This is a genomic window from Arthrobacter sp. Y3223164 (genome assembly GCF_059091005.1).
The window spans coordinates 1-9,442 of sequence record NZ_JBNHGF010000082.1 but is presented as its reverse complement, the minus strand read 5'-3'; the positions used below and the strand labels follow the sequence as shown (position 1 = coordinate 9,442).

The window sequence follows — 9,442 nt, the reverse complement described above, 5'->3', positions numbered from 1 at the left end:
CTGACCGCGGCCGAGTGCCGGCGCAGGCCTCCCGCCGAGTGCCGGCGGCTTGACCGCCCGGCTACTTCGGCAGCATCCAGACGTACATCTGGGCGGCGAGGTCCCGGGACTCCTCCCGGTGCTGGTCCTGGTAGCTCAGCCGCTTCAGCTGGACCGGCCGCTGGCTGCGGCGGTTGGCCAGATCCGTCAGGGCCGCGCCGGCGGCATGCAGCAGCACGGTCAAACGGCTCCTGCTACGGAACTGCTCGGGGTACACGGGGGCGTGTGTCGGCGCTTCGCCAAGGCGGGCCTCCGGGGCAAGAATGATGCTCATGGCTGGATTCAGCTTTCACAAGGATGTAGGGCTGCTGTGCGTGAGGTGCTTCGTCGGAACAACCGACGAGGTACGGTTCCGGCGGGAACTTCGATGTCTTGACGCTATCGGCGATCGCGGTCATCTTTGGTCCTCGATCCCGAGCCGGACACCGATTTTTTGGGCCCGCGGTCTCCGGTGCCGAGATCAACGCCCGGGCGCACCGTCCCTATTCCCAGGATTTGGACAGCGCGAGAGGCCGCTCACAATCCATCGTTTCATCAAGACGGCGGGCCGGACACCGGGCCGCACCTCCCCCGGAAAAGATAACGAATTCATATACTGTTCAGACGATCGCGAGCGTGACTAAGGATTTACCCATGACGGAACAGCAGGCCGAGACATACATCCACCATGTCAAGGCCGAGGCCGTAGCCGCCGGCGCCCGGTTCCTGACCCGCTCCGGCGAGCACTCGGCGCCGGTGGCAAGCACCGCCGTTATACCCGACGATTTCGGCACGCCGGCGCTGGTGGTGGCCACGCTGGAAGACGGCAGCAAGGTGCGCATTGCCCATGGCTCGCGCATCCGCGTGGCTTCCTCCCGCCGGCCCGCGCCGCTGCCCGGCGCGCTGGCGCTGGCTGAACTGGAACTGATCCCGGCTGAGGAAGGCACTCCCGAGGCGGTGGTGGTCGAGGTGGCGCGGGCACACGCACGCAATGCCCGGGTGCAGCGGCTGGCCGCACGCCTGAGCCGGGGCCTCAACACCAAGGCCGGCAGCCACCTGCAGGACGTGCGGGACCTGGCCCATATCCTGTTCGTGGAGCTGGACGATCGCGAACGCGCACTCACGGTCTGCCGGCTGATCATCGACCAGCCGTTCGACGGGAACTTCGGCCGGTGGAAATGGATTCAGTCGGCGATGGCCATGGCCGCCTACATGCTGCGCGAGTCCGGCGACGAGGAGGACCAGCAGGAAGCCCGGAGGCTGGCCGAGGCGCTGCGCACCCCCGACGACGCCGACGAGGACCCGTTCCGCGCGAAGGTCAACGCGGAGGTCCGCCAGCGCCAGCTGAACGAGCCGAACCTCTACGACAAGGAAATCCACCGCGCCATGGCCGCCGCCGACCGCGACGTGGAGCGTGAGTGGCGCGAACTGCGCTTGAGCTCATTGTTGTACCTGCGCACGCACGGCGGATCGGAGGCCCTGGAGCCGGTCGAGTTGGACCGCCGGATCAGCAACGAGCTGGTGGCGATCCGCGCACTGGACGCCCAGCAGCGGAACTCCTAGGCCCGTTCCGCCCGACTCTGGCCACCCCTGCGGCCCCGCGGGTAGAGTCGGCCGCATGACGGATAGCGGCGTTGCACCGGCGACCGGTCCCCTGAGCGTCCACATTAATGCGGACGCCCGCCAAGTCTGGGTCATGCTGCGCGAGCCCAGGTCGATTGCACAGTGGCACGGCTGGGACATGAAGGGCCTGGACGAGGAGATCCGCGAGATCTACTTCACCGGTGCCACCGAATCCGAAGACCACAAACAACTCACGCTGAGCGACGGCGATGCCTTTATCCTGAAGCCGGTGGGCGACGGCGTCCAACTGAGCCTTGAGCGCGGCCTGGAGTCCGGCGAGAAGTCCGACGAATGGTGGGAGGACGTCACCGAAGGCTGGCTGACCTTCCTGCAGCAGCTGCGGTTCGCCCTGGAGCGGCATCCCAACGACCCACGCCAGACCACGTACCTCGGCGCGGACTCGCTGCCGCACGGCGGGCTGCTCGCCAGCCTGGGACTCGACAACCTGCCGGAGCCTGACGAGCCGTACTCCGCCACGCTGTCCACCGGTGAGGCTCTCTCCGGCAAGGTGTGGTTCCGGTCGGAGCGCCAGCTCGGGCTGACGGTGGATTCATATGCCGACCATGGCGGCGGCCTCCTGATTGTTGCGACGACGCCGCCGCATCCGGAGGGCCGGCCGGAGGGCGGCTGCCAGGTGCTGATCAGCTGTTACGGCCTCGGTGCCCGCCGGCTCGCCGAAATCCGGAAAGCCTGGGACGGCTGGCGCAGCAGCGCGCTGCCCGAAGCCGACCCGCTGGTGCTCGGCAGCACCGCGGGGCCGGTCGCCGAATAGACCACACCGCACCCCGCCGGACGGCCGGCGGGCGAACCCCGCTCATCCCTCGCCGCGGTGCTTGCGTTGGAAGCGCCGCCGGTTCTTCATGCGCACGGTGCGCTGGTGCATCAGGTACACCAGGCTGAGCCCTACCAGCGCACCGATAGCGGTCTGCAAAGCCCGGTCCACCATCAGCTCCTGAGGATCCGTGGGGGCAGCGAGCTCGGTCATGATCAGGGCCAGCGGCGTGATGAAGATCAGCGCGAGGGCATAGTGGCGCAGCACGAACATCTCGGCCGCGAACTGCAGCGCCACCACCATCAGCACCAGCACCCACGGCGCCGGGTGCGGGGCCAGCAGCACCCCGGCCACCGCCACGCCCGCAAAGGTGCCCAGGATGCGGTGCACGCCCTTGTTCACCCGCTGGACCAGGCTGGGACCGGCGATCGGGGCCACCGCGGCCACCATCGCCCAGTAGTTGTGCCCCAGACCCACCATGGTGGCGAGCGTCCCGGCCGCGAGCGCCGCGACGGCATTCGCGCCGGCCTCCACCGCGAATTCCCGCCAGTGTGCAGCGGTCAGTTCCTGTTTCGGCGGCGCGGCCATGGACGTCCGCCAGGACGGCACCAACCGGCTGCTGATCCCGATCAGCATGGCCAGCACCACGCTCACCAGTCCGGTCAGCATCGCCTGCCACAACGGCGCCGCCGGCGGAATCGAGCCGATGGCGGCATAACCGAAGGTGAAGAAGATGACCCCGGCCGGCCGCAACCGGAGGTAGTTGACTGCCAGGGAGCACGACCCGGCTACCACGGTGGTGCCGAACACGATCCCCCAGGGTCCGGCGTCGGACTGGGCAGTGAGCGCGCCAAGGAACATGACCATCAGGATCAGGACGCCAAACCAGCCTTGGTGCCGCAGCCTGGAGCCGTGTGCTTCGCCGCGGCCGTAGATCCCCGTGAAGGCGCCGAAGGCGGCGAATACCATCAGGTCAAACCGGCCAAACGCCAGCAGGGCAAGCAAGGGCAGGCCCACGCTGAGACCGCAACGCGTGGCAACAATATGGTCTTGGCGCGCCGGACCAACCCGGAAGAACTCGCGCACGTGCTGCTTCAGCATTTTGCCGCCCTTCGGTTGCCTACTGTAGCTACCTTGCTCCCGTCTTTCATTGGGCGCAGCCACGCACGCACCGCCCACGCACCCAGTGCCCCGGAGTCCGGCCGCCGCCCCGGTAAGGCAAAATGGTGGGGTGCCCCAGTCTGATTTTTCCTTTCGCGTCGGCAGCCGCCTGTCCGACACCGCCAGCCCCGCCCCCGCCCAGGTAGAAGACAACGGGGGCGCGTTCCAGGGCCGGACCGGAACCATCACCACGCCGCACGGAGAGATACAGACCCCCGCCTTCATCGCCGTCGGCACCAAGGCCACGGTCAAGGCCGTCCTCCCCGAGTCGATGAAGGAGCTCGGCGCGCAGGCCCTGCTGGCCAACGCGTACCACCTGTACCTGCAGCCCGGGGCGGCGGTGCTCGATGCGGCCGGCGGGCTGGGCAGGTTCATGAATTGGGACGGGCCCACCTTCACCGATTCCGGCGGCTTCCAGGTGATGAGTTTGGGCTCCGGCTTTAAGAAGGTCATCAGCATGGACGCGGCCGCGGCCGGCAGCGGCTCCGACGACCGGGTGGCACCCGGCAAGGAACGCCTGGCCCATGTGGACGACGACGGCGTCTGGTTCAAGTCCCATCTCAACGGCGACAGGCACCGCTTCACGCCGGAGATCTCCATGCAGGTGCAGCACCAGCTCGGGGCGGACATCATGTTCGCCTTCGACGAACTGACCACGCTGATGAACTCGCGCGGCTACCAGGAGGAGTCGCTGGAACGGACGCGGCGGTGGGCCGAGCGGTGCGTGACCGAGCACGAGCGGCTCACCGAGGAGCGCTCCCACCGGCCGTATCAGGCACTCTTCGGCGTTATTCAGGGCGCCCAGTACGAAGACCTGCGCCGCAAGGCCTGCCGCGACCTCGGAGCGATGAACTTCGACGGCTTCGGCATCGGCGGCGCGCTGGAGAAGGAGAACCTGGGCACCATCGTGCGCTGGTGCACCGAGGAGCTGCCCGAGGACAAGCCCCGCCACCTGCTGGGCATTTCGGAACCCGACGACATCTTCACGGCGATCGAGAACGGCGCCGACACCTTCGACTGTGTCTCCCCCACCCGGGTGGCGCGCAACTCCGCGTTCTACACGCCTGACGGCCGCAAGAACCTGTCCAACCGCCGGTTCAAAATGGACTTCGCCCCCTTGGTGGACGGCTGCGACTGCTACACCTGCGCAAACTACACGCGCGCCTATATCCACCACCTGTACAAGGCAAACGAGATGGTCAGCCACACGCTGATCTCCATCCACAATGAGCGCTTCACCGTAAAACTGGTCGACGACGCGCGGCTGGCCATCGACGACGGTTCCTTCTTTGACTTCAAGGCCGAGGTGCTCGGCCGCTACTACGCCTGATCTACCGGCGCGGCCCGGAACAGGGTTTCGGCAGGCCGGAGGCGGGTCAAGGTCCGGGCAGGCGGAAGGCCGCCGTCGTTTCCGTGAGAACGACGGCGGCCTTCCGTGTCTTGGTGCGGGCCGGGTATCAGGCGGCCAGCGCCACGTCGGAGAGCTCGGTGGCCGGAGCCAGAATGCTCAGCCAACAGTCGGACTGCCCGGGGTCGGCATGTGCGGGCAGCGCTCCGGCCTCCGCACATCCTTGCAGGTCTGCCAGGACTGCCCCGTCCACGGAGGCATTCTGCAGGTCAATGGTTATCTGAAGTCCTGACGCCAGCGAGTTTGCCCGCCTGGCCAGAGAGTAGACGGCCAAAACGTTCCGCTCGTCGACGCGCCCGCGTACCTCGATGTGCGCGGCCGAGCACTCCAGGTCGACCCGGACCGTGACCTTGAGTTTGCCACTCATCGGGCCGCTGCCTTCGGCGCAGCGGAACTTCGGGCCGTTGCCTTCGGCGCGGTGGAATTCCGGGCCACACCGGAGGACACCCGGCGCCGGCGACGACCCGCCCCGGCCTTGCTCTCCAAGGCCCACGACTTATGGAAGCGGCTGCGCTGTTCCTGCGGTACCAGCCGGAGGAACACAGGATGGTTAAAGACCTGCTGCCGGGCTTCCTGGCAGAACGGCAATACGCGCAGGCGGCGGCGGTGGGCTTCAACCAATGCCCGGCGCACCAATTCGTCGGCCAGGCCAAGCCCGCGGTGCAAACGGTCTTCGTCAATCTGGAGGAGCCACATCTCACCGTCTTGGATCTTGTACTGCAGCGACGCCGCTACTTCTCCGTCTACATAGGCGTCGAAGCGTGATGCGTCGTAGTTGTTGCGTATGACCTGCATGCCTCTCCTCACTTAGCGTCTCCAACCGGAGGGCGCGGGCGTGACCCGACCGGACCCCTGGCTGGGAACCTCGGTCCGGCGGTGCCGGACCAAACGGTAATCATGCTTACGATGTAAGCAAAGCATGCTTATTATCAATCTGCAAAACGGCGCAGCTAAATTCCCTTACTACGGACGCAATAACGTACGACGGCGGAAGCGCCGCCGCGGCACGGCGTGGATCGTATCCGCGATCAGGAAAGCTGGCTGTCCAGGCGCTCGAGCAGCCAGTCCAGCGAGGCCTCGAATTCCTGCTTGGCGCGGTCCTGGGACAGCAGGCCCTGCAGTTTCTGCAGCAGCGGATAGTCGGTCAGGTCAGTTTGGCCGGGCGGCGGTGGCGTGCCCTCCTCGACCGGCCCTATATCGGCACCGAGCGCAGCCACCTCCAGTAGCAAGTGGCCGATAAGGAAACTGCTGAAGGCCCGGTAGGCCTCCACGGCCTGTTCGTTGCTGAAACCCGCGCCGGTCATGGCCTTGAGAAACGACTCCACCCACTTCAGGCTGCGCAAGGGCGGCTGTACCCAGGGAGCCTCAGTGGGGCGTGTGGCAATCAGCGGGAAAACCTCCGGATGCTTAACGGCAAGCCGCCGCAGCCCATGAGCCAACCGCAGCAGGTAGTCCTGCCACCCGTGGCGGGGTTCCACATACACTTCCGGGTCGCTGTACAGCTCATCTACCACTATCTCCACGATGCCATCGAGCAGATGCTCCCGCGACGGCACGTAGCGATAGAGCGACATGGCCTCAACATCCAACTCCGCCCCGAGGCGCCGCATGCTCAATTGACGGACCCCGTGCTGTTCGATGAAGGCTGCCCCAGCCTCCAGGATCCGCTGTCGATCGAGGCGCTGCCTGTCGTGGCCGCCGTGGGCCGCATCAGCCGCCGAAGATGTTTCGGGTTCGACCATTGACCGCTCCCTCCTGCATTCGCGCCCCAGCCTACGCGCCGGGCTTCGCCCTGTCCTCCCGCCCGTCGGCCGGAGCCCCCTCGGCAGCCGGTTAATCCGGTACCAAAAGTACGTGATTTTCCGCGGTAACCCGCGGTTTTGCCGCCGTTGGCGAAAGTATGAAAAGTTTTGGGCAGAAGACGCCACAAAATCGGCGGCGGGGCTCGATTTCCCCAGGGCTTACATTGTAAGCTGGGGCTTCCGGGCCCCGGACTCCGCACCACCGATGCCGACATGCCCTTCGGGCGGGATTCATCCCTCGGCGAGATAGGAAGTAGAGCAATGGATGAGCACTTGAAGCAGGTCTGGACCGCCTCCGCGGCTGTAGAAACGCTGCAGGGCGAAATGGACCAGGCGGAGACGATCCTGGACTCTGCAATTGACGAAGCGCTCAAGGCCGGGGCCGCCCCGGAGGAGATCAGCGGGGCAGCGAACCTGTCGCCGACGGAGCTCAGTGAACGCGTCCCGGCGCTCGCCGCCGAGGATCAGCCGGCGGACGAAGAAGGCGCCGCGCTGTAGGACGGTTCGCGCTTCTTCACCCGCCCGATGACGGCGGTCGTGACAGGAACGAAGAGGAATTCCACCGCGGTCTTGTAGACGAAGCCGACGACCACGTAGTTAATGAACGTGGGGACATCGCCGATGCCGATCACCGAGGCCGCGATGGAACAGAAAATGAGCGTGTCCGCGAACTCGCCCACACCTGTCGAACCCATCAGTCGCGCCCACAACCGGCGTTCGCCCCAGCGCTCCTTCATGCGCACCAGCACCCAGGAATTCAGCGTCTGCCCCACGAGGAAGCCCAGGAGGCTGGCCAGCACGATCAGAGGCACCGGGCCGAGCGCACCCTCAAGTGCCTCTTGTTTCATCTGCCCGAACTCGTCGTCAAAGCCCGGCAGCGCGATGATCACCCAGTAGCACAGCGAGGCGAAGACCGACAGCGCGAAGGTGGTGAGGATGGCTTTCCGCGCCACCTTGAAGCCGTAGACCTCGCTGATCACGTCGCCCAGAATGTACGCCAGCGGGAACAGGAAAAATCCGCCGTCGGTGATGATCGGGCCCAGGGCCACGCCCTTGGAGGCGCCGATGTTGGACAGGATCAGGACCACCGCCATTACGGCAAGCATGACGCCGAAGTAGGGGCTGCCGATCGAGGCAAAGCGGGCAGGCGTGCGGGATTTCAGTTCAGTCATCAGTGGTGTTCACCCTCGTAGTAGTGGTTCGCGCAACGTTTCGCACCTCACGGTGACCTGAAGAAACGTCCGCTGTATTAGCACTAGGGGTCCGTCTGCCACCCGGACCGCCTACCATTCTCCCATGCGCGCGGGGCTGCGCGCTCCGGCACCTGCGATGCCCGACTGCTTCACGGCGCCGCCGTCCTATTCTGGCTGTATGAGTGAGGAGCCCGAACCCGACGACTTCGAGGACGACAACCCGCGCCACCGGGTGACGTTCGGGTTCGGGGCCTTCGTGGTCGGATTCCTCGTGGCCGTCTCCGTATTCGCGCTGGGCGCCCTGCTGCTCACCCTGGCCGGCGGCCCGCTTAGCTGGCACCAATTCGCGTCGGCCGCGCTCCTGGCGCTGGTCGTCGGGTTGTACGCCGGCGGCATCGGGCTGGTCATCGGCGCACCCATCGCCTTCGTGCTGGGCATGTTGCTCCGGCCGGTGGCTAACCAATGGCTGCACGTGCTCGCGTTCTTCGCGGTCATGACGGCTGCTTCGTTCCTGATCCTGGTTTCGCTCTCCAGCGGCGACCCGCTCGGCACGCTGGAACTGGCAGCGCTGATCGGGCTGGCCGCGGCAATCGGCCGGTTCAGCGTATGGCGGATGGTGGACATCCGCTGAGCCGACGTGCGCTTGAGGGCGGCAGCCGGCTCAGCTGATGGCCACCGCACACTCGCCGGCGGTGGGGGCACTGCCGTCGTCGTCATTAGGAGGCTGAGGGTGTGTCAGTGGAAAATAGCCGCATGTCTGTTTCCATCACCGAAACCAACCGGCCCGCCATCACGCTGACCATCGCCGGCTCCGAAGCCACCGGTGGCGCGGGAGCCCAGGCCGACCTGAAGACCTTCCAGGCTTTGGGCACCTACGGCATCACCGCCCTGACCTGCATCGTGTCCTTCAATCCCCAGGACAACTGGAACCACCGCTTCGTCCCGGTGGACGCGGGCGTCATCGCGGATCAGCTGGAGGCGATCCAAACCTGCTATGAAGGTTCGCTGAAGACGGTCAAGCTGGGCATGCTGGGCTCGCCCGCGACCATCGACACGGTCGCGGCGGCGCTGCAGAACCAGGAATGGGACAACATCGTGCTGGACCCGGTACTGATCTGCAAGGGGCAGGAACCCGGTCACGCGCTGGACACGGACCAGGCGCTCAAGGCCCAGGTGTTGCCGCTGGCCACCTTCGTCACCCCGAACCACTTCGAGGCCGAATCCCTCTCCGGGATCACGATCAACGACGTCGAGGACCTGAAACGGGCCGCCAAGATCATCCATGAGGCCTCCGGCGCCGCGGTGCTGGCCAAGGGCGGCGTGCGCCTGGCCGGCCCGGACGCGGTGGACGTCTTTTACGACGGCGAAACCCTCGAAGTGCTCTCCGCGCCGAAGGTCGGCGAAGTGGCCGTCTCCGGTGCCGGCTGCTCGCTGGCCGCCGCGGTGACCGCCGAACTGGCCAAGG

The 9,442-nt window shown here is 66.4% G+C and carries 12 protein-coding genes; 6 read left to right on the top strand and 6 right to left on the bottom strand.

What is annotated here, in order from left to right; genetic code table 11:
* Nucleotides 1-61: 61 nt before the first annotated feature.
* A complete protein-coding gene (locus AC5RUJ_RS06590; RefSeq protein ID WP_494002239.1) occupies nt 62-313 on the bottom strand; it encodes a hypothetical protein in 252 nt (83 codons plus the stop codon).
* Between the two features lie 359 nt (nt 314-672).
* Between AC5RUJ_RS06590 and AC5RUJ_RS06585 the strand changes: the two genes are divergently transcribed.
* Complete coding sequence (locus tag AC5RUJ_RS06585) at nt 673-1,581, top strand: DUF6707 family protein (RefSeq protein ID WP_494128589.1); 909 nt, start codon at nt 673-675, stop codon at nt 1,579-1,581.
* Nucleotides 1,582-1,636: 55 nt separating this feature from the next.
* The gene (locus AC5RUJ_RS06580) at nt 1,637-2,413 is read left to right on the top strand and encodes an SRPBCC family protein (protein ID WP_494128590.1); all 777 of its coding nucleotides are present in this window, start codon (nt 1,637-1,639) and stop codon (nt 2,411-2,413) included.
* Nucleotides 2,414-2,455: 42 nt separating this feature from the next.
* Here the strand turns inward: AC5RUJ_RS06580 and AC5RUJ_RS06575 are convergent, their stop codons facing one another.
* On the bottom strand, nt 2,456-3,514 hold the full coding sequence (locus AC5RUJ_RS06575; RefSeq protein ID WP_494128591.1) for an FUSC family protein: 1,059 nt from the start codon (nt 3,512-3,514) through the stop codon (nt 2,456-2,458).
* A gap of 85 nt (nt 3,515-3,599) precedes the next feature.
* Here AC5RUJ_RS06575 and tgt point away from each other — a divergent pair, with 85 nt between their 5' ends.
* Complete coding sequence (tgt, locus tag AC5RUJ_RS06570) at nt 3,600-4,904, top strand: tRNA guanosine(34) transglycosylase Tgt (protein ID WP_494128592.1); 1,305 nt, start codon at nt 3,600-3,602, stop codon at nt 4,902-4,904.
* A gap of 127 nt (nt 4,905-5,031) precedes the next feature.
* Here the strand turns inward: tgt and AC5RUJ_RS06565 are convergent, their stop codons facing one another.
* The 3 genes from AC5RUJ_RS06565 to AC5RUJ_RS06555 all read right to left on the bottom strand — a co-directional run bounded on the left by AC5RUJ_RS06565 (nt 5,032) and on the right by AC5RUJ_RS06555 (nt 6,724).
* Nucleotides 5,032-5,349, bottom strand: coding sequence for a hypothetical protein (locus tag AC5RUJ_RS06565; RefSeq protein ID WP_494002234.1), 318 nt, complete (start codon nt 5,347-5,349; stop codon nt 5,032-5,034).
* Nucleotides 5,346-5,777: a GNAT family N-acetyltransferase gene (locus AC5RUJ_RS06560; RefSeq protein WP_494002233.1), complete on the bottom strand. Its 432-nt coding sequence runs from the start codon at nt 5,775-5,777 to the stop codon at nt 5,346-5,348. The genes AC5RUJ_RS06565 and AC5RUJ_RS06560 overlap by 4 nt, the downstream gene beginning before the upstream one ends.
* 233 nt (nt 5,778-6,010) lie before the next feature.
* Nucleotides 6,011-6,724, bottom strand: a complete 714-nt coding sequence (locus AC5RUJ_RS06555) for a TetR/AcrR family transcriptional regulator (protein ID WP_494002232.1) — start codon at nt 6,722-6,724, stop codon at nt 6,011-6,013.
* 321 nt (nt 6,725-7,045) lie between these two features.
* Between AC5RUJ_RS06555 and AC5RUJ_RS06550 the strand changes: the two genes are divergently transcribed.
* Nucleotides 7,046-7,282 carry a hypothetical protein gene (locus AC5RUJ_RS06550; RefSeq protein WP_494002231.1) on the top strand — a complete coding sequence of 79 codons (237 nt, stop codon included), beginning with the start codon at nt 7,046-7,048 and terminating at the stop codon, nt 7,280-7,282.
* Here the strand turns inward: AC5RUJ_RS06550 and AC5RUJ_RS06545 are convergent.
* Nucleotides 7,249-7,956 carry a queuosine precursor transporter gene (locus AC5RUJ_RS06545; protein ID WP_494002230.1) on the bottom strand — a complete coding sequence of 236 codons (708 nt, stop codon included), beginning with the start codon at nt 7,954-7,956 and terminating at the stop codon, nt 7,249-7,251. The genes AC5RUJ_RS06550 and AC5RUJ_RS06545 overlap by 34 nt on opposite strands.
* Nucleotides 7,957-8,155: 199 nt before the next feature.
* Here AC5RUJ_RS06545 and AC5RUJ_RS06540 point away from each other — a divergent pair, with 199 nt between their 5' ends.
* Both AC5RUJ_RS06540 and AC5RUJ_RS06535 read left to right on the top strand, forming a co-directional pair.
* Nucleotides 8,156-8,608 carry a hypothetical protein gene (locus AC5RUJ_RS06540; RefSeq protein ID WP_494002229.1) on the top strand — a complete coding sequence of 151 codons (453 nt, stop codon included), beginning with the start codon at nt 8,156-8,158 and terminating at the stop codon, nt 8,606-8,608.
* 122 nt (nt 8,609-8,730) lie between these two features.
* Nucleotides 8,731-9,442, top strand: a 712-nt coding sequence (locus AC5RUJ_RS06535; protein ID WP_494155691.1) for a hydroxymethylpyrimidine/phosphomethylpyrimidine kinase, incomplete at its 3' end; no start/stop codon positions are given.

Bases quoted from the DNA above. Each gene is read 5' to 3' on its own strand.
- AC5RUJ_RS06590 (WP_494002239.1), bottom strand. From the start codon at position 313: ATGAGCATCATTCTTGCCCCGGAGGCCCGCCTTGGCGAAGCGCCGACA.
- AC5RUJ_RS06585 (WP_494128589.1), top strand. From the start codon at position 673: ATGACGGAACAGCAGGCCGAGACATACATCCACCATGTCAAGGCCGAG.
- AC5RUJ_RS06580 (WP_494128590.1), top strand. From the start codon at position 1,637: ATGACGGATAGCGGCGTTGCACCGGCGACCGGTCCCCTGAGCGTCCAC.
- AC5RUJ_RS06575 (WP_494128591.1), bottom strand. From the start codon at position 3,514: ATGCTGAAGCAGCACGTGCGCGAGTTCTTCCGGGTTGGTCCGGCGCGC.
- AC5RUJ_RS06565 (WP_494002234.1), bottom strand. From the start codon at position 5,349: ATGAGTGGCAAACTCAAGGTCACGGTCCGGGTCGACCTGGAGTGCTCG.
- AC5RUJ_RS06560 (WP_494002233.1), bottom strand. From the start codon at position 5,777: ATGCAGGTCATACGCAACAACTACGACGCATCACGCTTCGACGCCTAT.
- AC5RUJ_RS06555 (WP_494002232.1), bottom strand. From the start codon at position 6,724: ATGGTCGAACCCGAAACATCTTCGGCGGCTGATGCGGCCCACGGCGGC.
- AC5RUJ_RS06550 (WP_494002231.1), top strand. From the start codon at position 7,046: ATGGATGAGCACTTGAAGCAGGTCTGGACCGCCTCCGCGGCTGTAGAA.
- AC5RUJ_RS06545 (WP_494002230.1), bottom strand. From the start codon at position 7,956: ATGACTGAACTGAAATCCCGCACGCCTGCCCGCTTTGCCTCGATCGGC.
- AC5RUJ_RS06540 (WP_494002229.1), top strand. From the start codon at position 8,156: ATGAGTGAGGAGCCCGAACCCGACGACTTCGAGGACGACAACCCGCGC.